The organism is Streptomyces sp. NPDC127117 (assembly GCF_042677325.1).
GTDB lineage: Bacteria > Actinomycetota > Actinomycetes > Streptomycetales > Streptomycetaceae > Streptomyces.
Genome location: NZ_JBHXTM010000004.1, coordinates 12,594 through 28,821, shown reverse-complemented (window position 1 = coordinate 28,821; position 16,228 = coordinate 12,594). Strand labels below are relative to the sequence as shown.

General features: G+C 72.3%; 11 protein-coding genes. 6 read left to right on the top strand and 5 right to left on the bottom strand.

The window, feature by feature from the left end:
- Positions 1 to 141: 141 nt before the first annotated feature.
- Together ACFVH0_RS05120 and ACFVH0_RS05115 are read right to left on the bottom strand one after the other, a co-directional pair.
- A complete protein-coding gene (locus ACFVH0_RS05120; RefSeq protein ID WP_385818095.1) occupies positions 142 to 1,383 on the bottom strand; it encodes an LCP family protein in 1,242 nt (413 codons plus the stop codon).
- 181 nt (positions 1,384 to 1,564) lie between these two features.
- Positions 1,565 to 2,317 (bottom strand): TIGR03089 family protein, encoded by a 753-nt coding sequence (locus ACFVH0_RS05115; RefSeq protein WP_385818094.1) that lies wholly within the window; start codon positions 2,315 to 2,317, stop codon positions 1,565 to 1,567.
- Positions 2,318 to 2,454: 137 nt separating this feature from the next.
- On the opposite strand from ACFVH0_RS05115, the gene ACFVH0_RS05110 reads away from it, so the two are divergent.
- The 3 genes from ACFVH0_RS05110 (at position 2,455) to ACFVH0_RS05100 (ending at position 6,279) form a co-directional block, all read left to right on the top strand.
- Positions 2,455 to 3,879: a peptidoglycan recognition protein gene (locus tag ACFVH0_RS05110; RefSeq protein ID WP_385818093.1), complete on the top strand. Its 1,425-nt coding sequence runs from the start codon at positions 2,455 to 2,457 to the stop codon at positions 3,877 to 3,879.
- A 119-nt stretch (positions 3,880 to 3,998) separates the two neighbouring features.
- The gene (locus tag ACFVH0_RS05105) at positions 3,999 to 5,090 is read left to right on the top strand and encodes a sugar phosphate nucleotidyltransferase (protein WP_385818092.1); all 1,092 of its coding nucleotides are present in this window, start codon (positions 3,999 to 4,001) and stop codon (positions 5,088 to 5,090) included.
- A gap of 190 nt (positions 5,091 to 5,280) precedes the next feature.
- On the top strand, positions 5,281 to 6,279 hold the full coding sequence (locus ACFVH0_RS05100; protein WP_385818091.1) for a DNA-3-methyladenine glycosylase family protein: 999 nt from the start codon (positions 5,281 to 5,283) through the stop codon (positions 6,277 to 6,279).
- 239 nt (positions 6,280 to 6,518) lie between these two features.
- On the opposite strand, the gene ACFVH0_RS05095 is transcribed toward ACFVH0_RS05100, so the two are convergent.
- Genes ACFVH0_RS05095 through ACFVH0_RS05085 form a run of 3 tightly spaced genes read right to left on the bottom strand, consistent with a single transcriptional unit; the run spans position 6,519 to position 9,296 of the window.
- On the bottom strand, positions 6,519 to 7,829 hold the full coding sequence (locus ACFVH0_RS05095; protein ID WP_385818090.1) for a coenzyme F420-0:L-glutamate ligase: 1,311 nt from the start codon (positions 7,827 to 7,829) through the stop codon (positions 6,519 to 6,521).
- A complete protein-coding gene (cofD, locus tag ACFVH0_RS05090) occupies positions 7,826 to 8,782 on the bottom strand; it encodes a 2-phospho-L-lactate transferase (RefSeq protein WP_385818088.1) in 957 nt (318 codons plus the stop codon). Before cofD ends, ACFVH0_RS05095 begins: the two co-directional genes overlap by 4 nt.
- Positions 8,783 to 8,795: 13 nt before the next feature.
- The gene (locus ACFVH0_RS05085; RefSeq protein WP_385818087.1) at positions 8,796 to 9,296 is read right to left on the bottom strand and encodes a cysteine dioxygenase; all 501 of its coding nucleotides are present in this window, start codon (positions 9,294 to 9,296) and stop codon (positions 8,796 to 8,798) included.
- Positions 9,297 to 10,008: 712 nt separating this feature from the next.
- Between ACFVH0_RS05085 and ACFVH0_RS05080 the strand changes: the two genes are divergently transcribed.
- The 3 genes from ACFVH0_RS05080 (at position 10,009) to ACFVH0_RS05070 (ending at position 16,205) form a co-directional block, all read left to right on the top strand.
- Positions 10,009 to 10,272, top strand: coding sequence for a WhiB family transcriptional regulator (locus tag ACFVH0_RS05080; protein WP_030927001.1), 264 nt, complete (start codon positions 10,009 to 10,011; stop codon positions 10,270 to 10,272).
- Between the two features lie 411 nt (positions 10,273 to 10,683).
- Complete coding sequence (locus ACFVH0_RS05075; protein WP_385818086.1) at positions 10,684 to 14,673, top strand: glycosyltransferase; 3,990 nt, start codon at positions 10,684 to 10,686, stop codon at positions 14,671 to 14,673.
- Entirely contained in the window at positions 14,670 to 16,205 is a 1,536-nt protein-coding gene (locus ACFVH0_RS05070) for a DUF5719 family protein (protein WP_385818085.1), read from the top strand. The genes ACFVH0_RS05075 and ACFVH0_RS05070 overlap by 4 nt, the downstream gene beginning before the upstream one ends.
- The last annotated feature ends 23 nt before the right edge of the window (positions 16,206 to 16,228 follow it).

The window sequence follows — 16,228 nt, the reverse complement described above, 5'->3', positions numbered from 1 at the left end:
CAGGAGGCCGGCAGCACCGGATCGCGTCACACTATCGGCCCAGTTCGGCGTAGAGCGACGTGCGTGACAAATTCCACGGTCCTTACAACTGGTCATACTGCTCATTACACGCCGATCACCGGCTTCTGCTTGGGAATTGCTTTACTGCTTGCACAGGTCCGCCGCCGCGTTGTTGCCCGAATAAGTCGGTGTGGGAGTGGGGCCGGAAGCGTCCGGAGTATCGGTCTCGGCATTGTTTTTCCTGTTGTTCTTCTCGTCGTCATGCTTGAGCCGGTCCGCCGGGACCACGGCGACCGGGTCGTCCTCACGCAAGCGCTTGAAAAGCCGGTTCGCATCGGGCTGTACGAGTTCGTCCCGGTTCCGGTTGGCGGCGTACGGCTGCCGGGGCACCGTCAGGAACTGCACCTTGTCGGTCGGTACGTTGCGCATCCCGCGCACCAGCTCGTACAGGTCCTTGAGGGTGTCCAGCCCGGGATCGGTGGTCAGCGCCTTGGTGGCCGCGTCCAGCACCGGGTAGAGCCGGGTCGGATTGAGCAGGACGCCGTCGCTCTGCACCTTGTTCACCAGCGCCCCCAGGAACTGCTGCTGGCGGTCCATCCGTTCGGTGTCACTGCCGTTGCCGATTGACTTGCGGGCCCGTACGTACCCCAGCGCCTGCTCGCCGTTGAGCGTCTGGCGTCCGGCGGGGAGCTTCAGATGGGCGTCGGAGTCGTCGACCGGCTCCTTCAGGCAGACCTCGACCCCGTCCACGGCGTCGACCATGTCCTTGAAGCCGTTGAAGTCGACGACCATGTGGTGGTCGATCCTGATGCCGGTCATCTTCTCGACCGTACGGATCGTGCAGGCGGTGCCGCCGAACTCGAAGGCCCAGTTGAACTGGGCGAATTGCTTCTTCGTGGTCGTGCCGTCCGCCTCGTGGCAGGCCGGGATCCACACCATCAGATCGCGCGGCAGGGACATCGCGGTGGCGCTCTTCCGGTCCGCGGCGAGGTGCAGCAGGATCGTGGTGTCCGAGCGCTGGCTGCCGCCGTCGTCACGGCCGTACTTGCGGTTGTCACCCGCCCGGCTGTCCGAGCCGATGAGCAGGATGTTCTCCGCGTCGTGGACCACGGAGGCGGGCCGCTCCCGTTCGTACACCTTGAGTTCGGCAGCCGCGGAGGTGTCGGTCCTGATGTTGCCGTCCAGCTTCTTGTACAGCCACCAGCCGGCGCCCGCCGCGACCAGGACGACGAACGAGGCGCCGAGCGCGGCCCAGCGCAGCCAGCGGTGCCGGTGTCCGGCCGCGGATTCCGGAGCGGCGCCGGACCCGTCCCCGGGTGGCGCCCCGTCCCCGCCCGCCGCCGATTCGTCGGATTCGTCCGGCGGGCCGGCGCTTTCGCTCACGTCTGCGTCCATCCTTCACGTTCGGCGGCGCGTCGGGCCGCCGGTCGCAGAAGTAGACGGCTGAACCTCACGCTTGGTTGTGTCTCCGGTGGTCCGTAACGCCGATCATGTACCGGAGTTGACGTGAAGCCCCGAGGACTCGGCCCGGCTTGGGCCGTACGAGTGGTCCTCAGGGTGGTTGTCATACCGCGCTGTTGGTGACCCGTTCACTCTCGACGCGCTTCGCCAGTCCTTCCTCGCCCAACCGGTCCAGGTACCGGCACAGGACCACGGACCCCCCGGCGGCCAGCGGCGCGAACAGCCCCGCGCTCAGCCCCTCCCAGGTGTCGTACGAACGCCCCGTGAGCAGCCGCGATCCGGCGGCCAGACCGAGCGCGTCCGCATCCTCGCGGGCCCGCGCCACCAGCTGCGCCGACGTCAGCTCCACACCGCCCACCGCCAGCGCGGGGGCGTCCGGGTCCACCGGCGCGAACGGCGCGAACCGGTCGCCCTGGCTCGGCACCTCCACCGCGTAGTCCGCGAAGCCCTCGGGCGCCTGCGGGAACCTGCCGCCCAGCGGGCGCAGCGCCAGGGCGACCCGCTCGCCGCGACAGCCCCGGGCGGCCTCCAGGGTGTCCGGGCCGCTGACGACGAGGTCGGCGCCGGCCGGGTCACCCTGCACATCGGCGATCACACCGACCGAGGAGCAGGCGAGCAGCCAGACCGCGGACTGCCAGTGCGCGGGCAGCAGCAGTGCCAGCCGGTCGCCGGGCTCGGCGGCGAGATCGCCCTGGAGGAGATTGGCGGTCTTGGCCACCCAATTGGCGAAGGTGGCCACCGACAGTTCGACGCGTTCTCCGGTGGCGTCGTCGTAGAAAGTGACCAGGGGGCGGGCCGGGTCCGCGGCGAGCGCGGAACGCAGCAGGTCGGCAGGGGTTCGGTCGGTGGCGTTCATCCGCGCAAGATTACGCGGCGGCGGCGGGCCCGGCGGGAGGGAAGGGTGCCTGCTGCACCGGTTCGGCAGACGGGCCGTCAATTGCGCGGATACATCCGGGTGGCCGGAGTTGCAGGTGTATGCCCAGGATTACTCGTATGCGTGCCTTCATTGCATCCTCGATCGGTGTCACCTGCGCGGCCGTACTCGCACTGCCGCTGGCCGTGCCCGCGGGCGCCGCCCCCGACACCCGCACCGTCCCGGCCGAGTCCGCCGAGCCCGTCGACGTACCGGGCTCGACGCAGTCCCTGCCGATGCGGACCCTGTCGGCATCGTCCGACCGGTCCACCGGCGAACCCACCCGCGCGGCCGCCCCCGAGCAGGGGCTGCCCGCGCGCGAGGTCCACCCCTTCTCCCTGGTCGGCGTCGTCTGGGACGACGCCGACACCGAGCTCCACGGCACCGTCCAGGTCCGCACCCGCGCGACCGGCACCGGCACCTGGTCGGACTGGCAGGACCTGGAGACGCACAACGCCGAGCACTCCGCGGACCCCGGCACCGCCGAGCGCGAGTCCGGTGCCGTACGGGGCTCCACCGCCCCGCTCTGGGTCGGCGACTCGGACGCCGTCGAGGTCCGGGTACGCCCCGAGGCCCCGGACCCGCAGGACCGGACCGGCCACGCCGTACCGCTGCCCGCCGGACTGCGCCTCGAACTCGTCGACCCCGGCAAGGACCCGCAGCAGCTCCCCGAGACCGGCGACGCGAACGGGGCGGGCACCGGGGCCGGGGCGGGCACCGGAGCGGCGGCGGGCGCGGCAGCCGCGGCGGGGGCCCTGTCCGCGGCGGGCGCCCAGGCCGCCGCCACCGAGGACGGACGCACCGCGGCCCTCGCCCCGAGCGTGCTCCCGGCCCTGAGCAAGGCGCGGTCCGAGGCGCAGGGCGAGGCGGAAGCCGGCCTGGCACCCGGCGCCCAGCCGTACATCGGCCCCCGCCCGCGCATCGTCACCCGCAAGGGCTGGGGCGCCGACGAGAAGCTCAGGGAACGCAAGTTCGTCTACACCGGCAAGGTCAAGGCGGCCTTCATCCACCACAGCGCCACGGGCAACAACTACAAGTGCTCCCAGGCGCCCTCGGTCCTGCGCGGCATCTACCGCTACCACGTCAAGAGCAGCGGCTGGCGCGACATCGGCTACAACTTCGCCGTCGACAAGTGCGGAAACATCTACGAAGGACGGGCGGGGGGCGTGACGAAGGCCGTCCTGGGAGCGCACACGCTGGGCTTCAACACCAACAGCATGGGCATCGCGGTGCTCGGCACCTTCACCAAGTCGAACCCGCCCGCCGCCGCGGTGAACGCCGTCGCGAAGCTCACCGCCTGGAAGCTCGGGCTGTTCGGCGCCAACCCGCGCGGCAAGGTCACCCTCGTCTCCGGCGGCAGCAACAAGTACAAGAAGGGCAAGAAGGTCAAACTGAACGTCATCTCCGGTCACCGCGACGGCTTCGCAACCGAATGCCCCGGAGCGCGTCTCTACAAGAAACTCGGCTCGGCCCGGACCAGCTCCGCCAAGCTCCAGGGCCGCTGAACGGAACGGGAAGCTGCTGCGGACCGCTGTGGGCCGCTGACCGGGGACGACCGAACCGGTCTGCATACACTGGCCAGCCGAAACCAGGCCAGGCCCCAGCAGGAAGCAGAGTCAGTGCTGTGACAGAGGCAAAAGAAGCGATCCTCCTGGTCGGCGGGAAGGGAACCCGGCTGCGCCCGCTCACGGTGCACACGCCCAAGCCCATGGTTCCGGCAGCGGGCGTTCCGTTCCTCACCCACCAGTTGGCGCGCGCCCGGGCCGCCGGGGTCGAGCACATCGTGCTCGCGACGTCGTACCTGGCAGAGGTCTTCGAACCGTACTTCGGCGACGGCTCGTCGCTCGGCCTGCACATCGAGTACGTCACCGAACACGAACCGCTCGGCACCGGCGGGGCGATACGCAATGTCGCGTCCCGGCTGACCTCGGGCCCGGACGACCCGGTGCTCATCTTCAACGGCGACATCCTCACCGGCCTGGACATCCGGGCTCTGGTCGCCTCGCACGCCGACTCCGGCGCGGATGTCTCCCTCCACCTCACCCGCGTGGAGGACCCGCGCGCCTTCGGACTCGTACCGACCGACGACAGCGGCAGGGTCACCGCGTTCCTGGAGAAGCCCCAGACGCCCGAGGAGATCGTCACCGACCAGATCAACGCCGGGGCGTACATCTTCCGCCGCTCGGTCATCGACACCATCCCGGCCGGCCGCCCGGTCTCCGTCGAGCGCGAGACCTTCCCCGGACTGCTCGCCGCCGGAGCGCACCTCCAGGGCATGGTCGACTCCACCTACTGGCTGGACCTCGGCACCCCGCAGGCATTCGTACGCGGCTCCGCCGATCTGGTCCTGGGCCGCGCCCCGTCCCCGGCCGTGCCCGGCCGCTGCGGCGAGAGGCTGGTGCTGCCGACCGCTTCCGTCTCCGACGACGCCAAGATCAGCGGCGGTACGGTGGTGGCGGAGGGTGCCCTGATCGGCGCGGGGGCCCGGATCGACGGTTCCGTGATACTGGCCGGCGCGGTCGTCGAGCCGGCGGCCGTGATCAAGGACTCCCTGGTCGGAGCCGGTGCCCGGATCGGCAGCCGTACGGTGCTCACGGGCGCGGTCATCGGGGACGGGGCCCGGGTCGGCGCCGACAACGAACTGCGCGACGGCATCCGCGTCTGGTGCGGGGCGGTCCTCCCGGACGCGGCCGTCCGCTTCTCCTCCGACGAATAGCCGACGGCTCGGCGGACTTCTCGGCCGACGTCCTGGCCGACCTCTTCGTCGGCGAACAGCCGACGCGGGCCGGTGAAGCCCGGAGCGGATCGCGGATCGCGGATCGCGGAACCGCGCGGGCCGACGGACAGCCGGACACCGGCCGCAGCGCTTACCCTCGACAGGCACCCCGACGACCGAGGACCTCACCGTGGCAGGACGATTCGCCCCCCGCAGCACCCCTCGCGCGGCAGTCCCGCACCAGGCGGCGGCTCCGGCGGCGGACGCGCTGACCCGTGAGTGGACCCCGCCCGGCCCCTTCGATCTGCGCCTGGTCGTCGGCCCGCTGCGCCGGGGCCCCGCCGACCCCACCTACCGGATGACCGGGGACGGCACGGTCTGGCGGGCCAGCCGCACGCCCGCGGGCCCCGGCACCCTCCGCCTCACCGCCCGGGGCGGCCGGATCGAGGCGGCGGCCTGGGGCCCCGGCGCACCGTGGCTGCTGGACCGGCTCCCGACGCTGCTCGGCGCGACGGACGACCCGGACGCCTTCCACCCGCGCCACCGCCTGCTCGCCCTGACCCGGCACCACCGCCCCGGCCTGCGCCTGCTGCGCACCGGCCTGGTCATGGAGTCCCTGATCCCGTCGATCCTGGAACAGAAGGTCACCACCGACGAGGCCTACCGCGCCTGGCGGCTCCTGGTCCGCAAGCACGGCACCCCGGCGCCCGGCCCCACGGACCACGCCGCGTTCACCGCGCTGGGCCTGCACGTCATGCCGGACGCCCGCACGTGGTCCCTGATCCCGTCCTGGGAATGGCACCGCGCGGGCGTCGACGCCAAACGCTCGGGCACGATCCTGCGCGCGGTACGGGTGGCCCGCCGCATGGAGGAGGCAGCGGCCATGGAGCTGCCGCAGGCCATCGCCCGACTGGAGCTGATCCCCGGCATCGGACCCTGGACCTCCGCCGAGACGCTCCAGCGCTCGAACGGTGCGGCGGACGCGGTCACGGTCGGCGATCTCCACCTCCCCGGCATCGTCGGGCACGCCCTGGCGGGCAACAGGGACGCCGACGACGAGGAGATGCTGGCCCTGCTCGCCCCCTACGAGGGCCAGCGCCACCGGGCGACCCGCCTCATCCTGCTGTCGGGCCACACCCCGGCCCGCCGGGCCCCACGCATGACCCGCGGCGACATCGCCCGCCTGTAGCAGGCCCCCGCCCGGGCCAGGCTGCTCATGTACGGGGGCCCCGGTAGCCCCGGCCTCCGGGCCAGGCTGCTCATGTACGGGAGCCCCGGGAGCCCCGGCCTCCGGGCCAGGCGGCTCATGTACGGGGGCCCCGGTAGCCCCGGCCTCCGGGCCAGGCGGCTCATGTACGGAAGCCCCGGGAGCCCCGGCCTCCGGGCCAGGCGGCTCACGCACAAAAGCCCCGGAACCCCGCTCCCGCCTCAGCGCACCTCGATGAACCCCTCGGCGTCCCGCCCCGCCCGCGCCGCGGGTTCGGCCGCCGCGCGCCCCACCGCCACCGCACCGAGCGGATCCCAGCTCTCCGGCAGCTCCAGCACCTCGCGCACCACGGAGCGGCAGAACATCGTCGACGACACCCACGCCGTGCCGAACTGCTCGCCCGCCAGCGCCACCAGGAAGTTCTGGATGCCCGCTCCGGCGGCAACCACGAACATCTCGCGCTCCGCGGCGTCCCGCCGCTCGTCCCCGTACGTGTGGGAGCCGTCCATCACCAGACACGGCACCACCAGATACGGCGCCCGGCGCAGCACATCGCCCCGCCGCACCCGCTTGGCGATCGACTCCTCGCTCTTCCCGTCCCGACGCAGATCCGCGATCCACGCGTCCCGCATCGCGTCGAGCAGCCGGGTCCGCGACTCCTCGGACTCCAGCAGGACGAACCGCCACGGCGTCGTGTGATGCGGCGCGGGCGCCGTCACCGCCGCGGCCACCGCCCGCCGCACCGCCCCCGGGTCCACCGGATCGTCGGTGAACTCGCGGACCGTACGCCGCAGCGTCACCGCCTCCCGCACCGCCTCCGACGTACCGAGCCGGAACATGTCGTCGGCCGCGACCCGCACCATCGCCCGGGCACCTTCGGCGTCGGCGGCGTCCAGGACATGGCCGAGCCCCCGCACGACCGCGACCGGCAGCCCCTCCACCTTGCCCTTGACCAGATCACCGGCCGAGGCCAGCTCGTCGGCGGTGGCGACCACGGTGGCGCTCAGCGGATTGCCGTGCGCGTCGGTGCCGCCGCGCAGATCGTCCAGCACCCGGACCCCGGCCGCCCCGATCGCCACATCGGTCAGACCGTTGCGCCACGGGCGCCCGAAGGTATCCGTGACGACGACCCCGACCTCGACGCCGAGCGTCTCCCGCAGCCCGTCACGGATCGCGCGCGCCGAGGCGTCGGCGTCCTCGGGCAGCAACAGCACCGTACCGGCGGGGGTGTTGGAGGCATCGACCCCGGCCGCGGCCAGGACCAGACCCTGCCGGTTCTCGACGATCCGCAGCATGCCGCGACGCGCCACCACCCGTACCGTCTCGGCGTCGATCGCCGCCTCGCGGTCGGGCGCCTCGACGATCCGGCCCTCCGCCTTGGAGACTATCTTCGAGGTGACCAGCAGGACATCGCCGTCGACCAGCCCGGGACCGGTCGAGGCGATCAGCTTCGCCAGGTCGTCCCCGGCCCGCACCTCGGGCATCCCGGGCAGCGCCCAGACGCGGTAGGAGGGTGCCTCGCCGGCGCTCACGCCCGTACCTCCCCGGCCAGCGCCAGGGCCTGCCGGGCCATCTCGGCCGTCGCGTCGACATCGGTCATCATCAGCGGCACGGAACGGCAGCGGATGCCCGCGGCCTCCACCTCGCCGACCGCCCCGGCGTCCACCGTGTCGACGAGCCATCCGTCGAGCAGCCCGGAGCCGTAGTGCGTGGCCACGGCCGCGGCCGTCGACTCGACGCCCACCGCGGCGAGCACCTTGTCCGCCATGCCGCGCACGGGCGCGTCACCGACGATGGGGGAGAGGCCGACGACCGGCACCCCGGCCTCGGCGATGGCCTCCCGGATCCCGGGCACGGCGAGGATCGTCCCCACCGACACCACGGGGTTGGACGGCGGGAAGAGGATCACATCGGCCTCGGCGATGGCCTCCAGCACTCCCGGAGCCGGCTTCGCCTGCTCGGCGCCGACCGGCACGATCGCCTGCGCCTCGACCGAGGCACGCAGCTTCACCCAGTACTCCTGGAAGTGGATCGCCCTGCGCTCGCCGTCCATGTCGACGGCGACATGCGTCTCGACCCGGTCGTCGGACATCGGCAGCAGCCGGACCCCCGGCTTCCAGCGCGCGCAGAGCGCCTCGGTGACCGCGCTGAGCGGATAGCCCGCGCCCAGCATCTGCGTACGGACGATGTGCGTCGCGAAGTCGCGGTCGCCGAGGCCGAACCACTCCGGCCCCACGCCGTACGCCGCGAGCTCCTCCTTGACGTGGAAGCTCTCGTCCGTACGCCCCCAGCCCTGCTCCTCGTTGATGCCACCGCCGAGGGTGTACATCACGGTGTCGAGGTCGGGGCAGACCTTCAGCCCGAACAGATGGATGTCGTCACCGGTGTTGCCGATCACCGTGATGTCCGCGTCCGGCGCGGCCTGCTTGAGGCCACGCAGAAAACGAGCACCACCGATACCGCCGGCCAGAACCACAATGCGCATGCACAGCAGTTTGTCAGGCGGGTACGACATCCACGGCCGCCGGGGCGCACTGCGCCGCGTGCATCGGCATCTCTGTCAGTCCCGGGTAGTAGATGTGCAGACTGACGGCCGGTTCGAGCGAGTCGTTGACCACTTCGTGCACATACCCGGGCGCGAAGACCCGCTGCTCGCCGGAGCCCAGGGCCCGGGTGGCGCGCTCGGTGCGTTCGGTCAGCCTGCCTTCCAGGACGGTCAGCACGCCGGAGGACGGGCCGTGATCGTGGAGCCCGCTGCCCTGGCCGGGCACCCAGCTGAGCAGCCAGACCTCGTAGCCGGGCCCCGTACGCAGCCGGTGGTACCAGCGGGTGGTGGTGTCGTACCGGACGAGCGGCTCCCACTGCGCGCGGTCGGCGGCGATGGTGCGGGCGAGCCCGACGAACTCGGCCACGGTGGCGGGGTGCTCGCGGGCGGGCCGGAGGAGGTGCTGGACTTCGAGGATGTCGCCGGCGATCTGGAGGTCGCTGTTGCTGTTCATGGATGAGGTGGTTCCTCGGCCTGGGAGGTGCGTGTGCGGGGGTGTCACGGAGACCGGAGAGCCTCGGCCGCGCGGAGGACGATGCAGGGCGGAAAACCTGCGGAAAGCGCTGCGGAGAGGTTCTGCGAGAGGAGCTGGGTCAGAGCCGGCGCCCTGGGGGCATCAACAGCTGTGACAGCTGGAACAGCAACAGCGCGCCTGGACAGCGGTGCGGAACCCACGGACGTGGGTGACGTACATCGCGGCGGTCGCTGGCATGCATTAAAGGAGACCGGCTCGATCCTCCGCTGTCAACCTGATGCCCGATTTGGGGGTAATGTTTCACCTCATCCGGTTACCGGAGGTGGTGAAAGGTTTATGCAGCCGCCGCGCCGGAGATGTGGCGCATCAGCCGCGCCCGCAAACGTCGTTGAGGCGTCGTGACCCGAATGTGATCTCGGTCGCTTCGGTGATCGAATCGCAACATCGAGGTGGCCCCGGTCGTCTCACTCAGTGAGAAGCGGGGGCGCGACGAGACCCATGGCATATGTCAGGTTTTTGGTGATTTGCACACTTTCCGCATACGCTTGGTTCCGCAGGGTGAATACCGGGGCCGATAGCAGATCTTCGCTTGACTGGCCTGGAGCTACACACTTGTAATTTCACTCGTGTCGTTCGGCCGCAATCAGTAACGGCCGCATCACGGGACGCAAGAGACAGACGAGGGGCGCACATGACCGAGCTGTTCCAGCAACTGCTGGTCGAGGACGCGGACGAGGAACTCGGCTGGCAGGAGCGCGCACTGTGCGCCCAGACCGATCCCGAGTCCTTCTTCCCCGAGAAGGGCGGATCCACCCGCGAGGCCAAGAAGGTCTGTCTCGCCTGTGAGGTCCGGTCCGAATGCCTTGAATATGCCCTTTCCAACGACGAGCGCTTCGGCATCTGGGGCGGCCTCTCGGAGCGTGAACGGCGCCGTCTGAAGAAAGCCGCCGTCTGAGGCAGGCCGCCGTCCGAAGCGGGCCGTCCGGACGAAGGCCACCGTCCCGCCGCGGAACACCGCGACCGCGGAACGCCTCCCCGCAGGAATATCCGGAGCATCCGGAGCACCCGGCAACCCCGGAACCCCCGGACCGTCCGACCCTCCTGACAACCGAACATCCGGACCACGACCGACCATGGCCCGTCGCCTGCACCCGGCCCGCAGGCGACGGGCCATCGCCGTGCCCGCCGCGGCTCCACCCCCGCCCGGCCACCGCCCCGTTCGAGCGCTCGGCGCCATCGCGGTTATCCGTACCGTTAGTGTGGGGCCCCGTCCGAGACGCGCCAACGCCCCGACGGGGCGCGCGTGTACACCGATGCAGCCCCCGGGGTGACGCCCCCCGGACCCGGCCGGAGGGCCCGTACCTCGATGTCCGTGCACAGCCAATCGGCGGCGCCGTACGCGGCCGCCGCCACCCCAGAGTTCCCCCGGCATGTCGTCACCGCCGTGCTCGTCTCCCACGACGGCGCACGCTGGCTGCCCGACGCGCTCGCCGGGCTGCTCGGGCAGGAACGCCCCGTACAGAACATCGTCGCCGCCGACACCGGCAGCGCCGACGACTCCGCGCGACTGGTCACCGAGGCGCTCGGCGCAGAACGGGTCCTGCACCTCGCGCGCCGTACGAGCTTCGGCACCGCCGTCGACGAGGCGACCCGCACGGCCGGTGTCCTCACCCCCGAGGACCTGCCGTACCTGAAGCGCCCCAGCAGTTGGGATCCCGTCAGCAGGAGCTGGCGCGACGACGCCTACGACCTGCCCGAACTGCCGCACGGCGAACCGGTGCAGTGGCTCTGGCTGCTCCACGACGACTGCGCACCCGAGCCCGACGCGCTCGCCGAACTGCTGCGCGTCGTCGACGCCGACCCGCACGCCGCGATCGTCGGCCCCAAGCTCCGCGGCTGGTACGACCGCAAGCAGCTGCTGGAGGTCGGGGTCTCCATCGCCAACAGCGGACGCCGCTGGACCGGACTCGACCGGCGCGAACAGGACCAGGGCCAGCACGACCAGGTCCGTACCGTGCTCTCCGTCTCCACCGCCGGCATGCTGATCCGCCGTGACATCTGGGAGGAGCTGGGCGGGTTCGACCGCAGGCTCCCGCTGATGCGTGACGACGTCGACCTCTGCTGGCGCGCGCACACCGCGGGACACCGGGTGCTCGTCGCCCCCGACGCCGTCCTCAGGCACGCCGAGGCATCCGCCCGCGAGCGCCGCCCCATCGACTGCGCGGGGCGCTCGGTCGCCTCCCCGCACCGCGTCGACAAGGCCGGCGCCGTCTACACGATGCTGGTCAACGCCCGCGCCAAGGCACTGCCCTGGGTGATGCTCCGGCTGGTCGTCGGTACCCTGCTGCGCACCCTCGCCTATCTCGTCGGCAAGGTGCCCGGCCAGGCACTCGACGAGGTCGCCGGATTCTTCGGCACCCTGCTGCGGCCCGGCCGGATCCTCGCGGCCCGGCGCAGCCGCGGCAAGGGCGTCGTGGACCAGACCGAACTGCGCGGCCTCTTCCCGCCGCCCGGCGCCACCGTCCGCGCCACCGTGGACCAGGTAGCCGGGAACTTCGGCAGCTCCGACGCCGACTCGGGCGGCTCCCGGCACGGCGCCGTGGAGTCCGGACCCGGCGGCGACGACGCCGACTTCCTGGAGATCGAGCAGTTCGCACGGCTCAAGCGGATCGGCCGCAAGCCGGGCCCGGTGCTCTTCGCCGTACTGCTCCTCGTCTCGCTCGTCGCCTGCCGCGGCCTCCTCGGCGGCGGGGCGCTGGCCGGCGGCGCACTGCTGCCCGCGCCCGCCGACGTGTCCGACCTGTGGAGCAAGTACGCGGACGGCTGGCACACGGTCGGCACCGGCGGCACGCAGACCGCGCCGCCCTACCTCGCCGTGCTCTCGGCGCTGTCCGCGCTGTTCCTCGGCTCGACCGGCTTCGCGCTCACGCTCCTGCTGGTCTGCTCGGTCCCGCTCGCCGGACTCACTGCCTACTTCGTCTCCCGGCCGCTGCTGGAATCGAGGCTGCTGCGGGCCTGGGCGAGCGTCGCGTACGCCTTCCTGCCCGCCGCGACCGGCGCCCTGGCGACCGGCCGCCTCGGCACCGCCGTCCTGGCCGTGCTGCTCCCGCTGATCGCCCGCGCCGCCGTCTCCGCGCACGGCATGCGCGCCGCCGGTGACGCCCGCGGCAGCTGGCGAGCCACCTGGGTGTACACCCTGCTCCTCACCTTCGCGATGGCGTTCACGCCGATCGTGTGGCCGCTCGCCGTGGTCCTCGGCATCGGCGTGCTGGCCCTGCGCCGCGACGACATCGCCGCGTACGGACTCCGGTTCCTCGCCGCGATCGGCACCCCGCTGCTCGTCCTCGCGCCCTGGTCGCTCTCGCTCCTCACCAGCCCGTCAGGCTTCCTGAAGGAGGCGGGCCTGGACATCGGTACGGGCACGGCCTCCGCGCTCGACCTGCTCGGCATCAGCCCCGGCGGCCCCAAGGCCGCGGGCGGAGTGCTGCTGCTCGGCATCGTGCTCGCCGCGCTGGCCGCGTTGCTGCGCGGAGAGCGGCAGTTCGCGGTACGCACCGCGTGGGCGGTCGCGCTCGTGGCACTGTTCTTCGCCGCGCTCGCCAACGGCTCGGGCTGGGCCGGTCCCGCCACCCTCGTGTACGGCATCGCGCTGATCGCCGCCGCACTGGTCGGCGCGGACGGTGCCCGGATCCGCGTCGCCGAACTCAGCTTCGGCTGGCGGCAGCCGGTCGCCGCGCTGATCGCCCTCGCCGCGGGGCTCGCCCCGGCGCTGGCCGCCGTGGGCTGGATGATCGGCGGCGCGGCGGGCCCGCTGGAGCGCCGCGACCCGGTGCAGGTGCCCGCGTTCGTGGCGGAGGAGAGCACCACCCGCGACCAGCCGCGCACCCTGGTCCTCGGCGGCACCTCGCCGGCCGGCGTCTCGTACAGCCTGGTACGCGGCTCCGGCGCGAGGCTCGGCGACGCCGAACTGACCGAGGCGGGCGGCAGCAACAGCCACCTCGACAAGGTCGTCGCCAACCTGGTCGCGGGCTCCGGAGCCGACCAGGGCAGCCAGCTCAGCGGCTTCGCGATCCGTTACGTACTGGTCCGCGACGGCGCCCCGAAGCAGATGAGCCGGGTCCTCGACGCGACCCCGGGGCTCAGCCGGCTCAGCCAGCTCGACGGCAGCGCGCTGTGGCGGGTGGACCGCCAGGTCGCCCGCGTCATGATCATGCCGTCCGGCGCCGACGGGGAACCGCTGCCCGTCGGCTCCCTCCCCGTCGAGGCGCACACCAGGATTCCGGCGGGCGGCGCCGGCCGCGTGCTGCGGATCGCGGACGCCGCCGACCCCGGCTGGCAGGCCACGCTCGACGGCCGGGCGCTGACCCGCAAGACCGTCGACGGCTGGGCCCAGGGCTTCGAACTCCCCGCCGAGGGCGGCACGCTGGACCTCACGTACGACACCCCGTTCACCCACACCGCCTGGATCTGGGCACAGTCGGCGCTGGCCGTCGTCCTGCTGGTCCTCGCGCTGCCCGGCCGCCGCCGGGAGATCGACGACGACCTTCCCGAGGAGGTCGTGACGGTCCCCGCGGAGCCGGTCGCCGGCGAGGGCCGCCGGGCCCGCAGGCTGCGCGCGGCCGCCCAGGCGGAAGCGGAGGCGGGCGCGGAGTCCGAACAGCCCGAGGGAGCACCGGAGGCACCGGGGGCACCGGGGGCACCGGGGGCACCGGGGGCACCGGGGGCACCGGGGGCACCGGGGCAGTACATCCCGTCGCAGCAGACGCCGAAGTACGATCCGGCTCGGGAGACGGGGGAGTACGACCCGTCGCAGCAGGCGGGGGAGTACGACCCCACCCAGCAGGCCCCGGACCAGCAGATCCCCGAGCAGCAGCCGCACCAGGCCGACGACGGCCGGGCCGCCTTCGCACCGCAGGCCGACGACGGCCAGTACGCGGCGGTGCCGCAGCAGCAGTACGGCGACTGGGACGCCCAGCAGTATCAAGACACCGGCTATCAGCAGTACCAGGACGGCCAGTACCAGGGAGAGCAGTACCAGGGCGGCCAGTACCAGGACGGCCAGTACGGCACGCAGCAGGACCACCTCGCCGCCGACCCGTACCAGCAGAACGCCTACGACCCGTACGGCTACGCCCAGCAGCCGTACGACCCCCAGGCACAGGCGCAGGCGCAGTCCCAGCAGCAGTACGACCCCCAGGCACAGGCGCAGGCGCAGGCGCAGTCCCAGGCGCCGTACGACCCCCAGGCCCATTACGGGCAGCAGGCCCCGTACGACCCGCAGAACCCCGACGAGAACCCCGCCCCGGGCCAGAACCCGTGGCCGACCGGTAACGCATCGCGAGGCGAGTCCGAGTGAAGTCCACCAGCCTGTCCCTCATCGCGGGCGCCGTCGCCCTCGCCGCAGTCACCGGATTCGCCGCGCTCACCGCGCCCGGCGACGGGGACACGGCGGAGGCGAAGACCGCCGCACGGCTGCCGGTGGAACGGTCCAGCCTGCTCTGCCCGGCCCCCGGTCTCTCGGAACTCGCGGAGACGACCTACACCTCCTTCACCCCGGCGGGCGGCGGCAGCGGCGGCGAGGCCGGCACGGCCGAACTGCAGAAGGCCACCGCCACCACGGCCGACGGCGAGAAGAAGGACGAGAAGGGCAAGAAGAAGGACGACAAGGGCGGGAAGAAGGCGGATCCCGGAAAGCCGGTCGTCTCGCTCAAGGAGCCCGGCAAACCGGCCACGGCCGAGGAGTCCGGCGCCGACACCCCCGCCCTGGTCGGCACCGCCACCGGCCGGCTGGCCCCCGGCTGGACCACCCAGCAGACCACCATGGTCGAGGCCGGCAGCGCCCGCGGCCTGCTCGGCGTCAGCTGCACCGTTCCCGACACCGACTTCTGGTTCCCGGCCGCGAGCACAGCGAAGTCCCGCGAGGACTACGTACACCTGACCAATCCGGACGACACCGCAGCCGTCGCCGACATCGAGCTGTACGGCCCCGACGGCTCGCTCAAGTCCGATGTCGGCGAGGGCATCACGGTGCCGGCCCGGTCCAGCGTCCCGGTCCTGATCTCCACGCTCACCAGCGAGGTCACCGAGGACGTGACCGTCCACGTCACCACCCGTACCGGACGTGTCGGCGCGGTCATCAGGACCGCGGACGAGAAGACCGGCAGCGACTGGCTGGCGGCCTCCACCACCCCGACGGGCACCCTGGTGCTCCCCGGCATCCCCGCGGACGCCACCTCGGTCCGTCTCGTGGCCTTCGCGCCGGGCGACGCCGACGCCGACCTGACGGTGAAACTCATGGGCAAGACCGGCTCGTTCTCGCCCGTCGGGCAGGACCAGCTGCACGTCAAGTCCCGGATGACCGCGGGCGTCGACCTGAAGGACATCACCAAGGGCGAAGCCGGCTCCCTGCTGCTGACCCCGGCCAAGGGCAAGAAGGACACCCCGGTGGTCGCCGCACTGCGCGTGGTCCGCGGCACCGGCGACAAGCAGGAGGTCGGCTACATCCCGGCGACCGGCCCGGTGGGCGCGCGGGCGACCGTGGCCGACAACCGGGACAAGGGCTCGGTCCTCTCGCTCGCCGCGCCGGGGGCCACCGCCACGGTGAAGGTCACGGCGTCGGCGGGCAGCGGAGGCGGCGAACAGACCGTCAAGAAATACACGGTCAAGGGCGGTACGACGCTGGCGGTCACCCCGCCCGTACCGTCCGGGCTCAAGGGCGGCTACGCCCTGACGGTCGAGACGGAGTCGGGCGGCCCGGTCCACGCCTCGCGCACGCTCACCGTCACACAGGGCGGCATCCAGATGTTCACCGTGCAGACCCTGTCGGACGACAACGGAACGGTCGAGGTGCCCGCAGCCGAACAGGACCTTTCGGTCCTCGACGACTGAGCGGCCCGAGACGCCACGGTACG

What these genes read in the sequence shown, in the direction of transcription:
- ACFVH0_RS05115 (WP_385818094.1), bottom strand. Translation starts at nt 2,317, where the DNA reads ATGAACGCCACCGACCGAACCCCTGCCGACCTGCTGCGTTCCGCGCTC.
- ACFVH0_RS05110 (WP_385818093.1), top strand. Translation starts at nt 2,455, where the DNA reads ATGCGTGCCTTCATTGCATCCTCGATCGGTGTCACCTGCGCGGCCGTA.
- cofD (WP_385818088.1), bottom strand. Translation starts at nt 8,782, where the DNA reads ATGCGCATTGTGGTTCTGGCCGGCGGTATCGGTGGTGCTCGTTTTCTG.
- ACFVH0_RS05085 (WP_385818087.1), bottom strand. Translation starts at nt 9,296, where the DNA reads ATGAACAGCAACAGCGACCTCCAGATCGCCGGCGACATCCTCGAAGTC.
- ACFVH0_RS05080 (WP_030927001.1), top strand. Translation starts at nt 10,009, where the DNA reads ATGACCGAGCTGTTCCAGCAACTGCTGGTCGAGGACGCGGACGAGGAA.
- ACFVH0_RS05075 (WP_385818086.1), top strand. Translation starts at nt 10,684, where the DNA reads ATGTCCGTGCACAGCCAATCGGCGGCGCCGTACGCGGCCGCCGCCACC.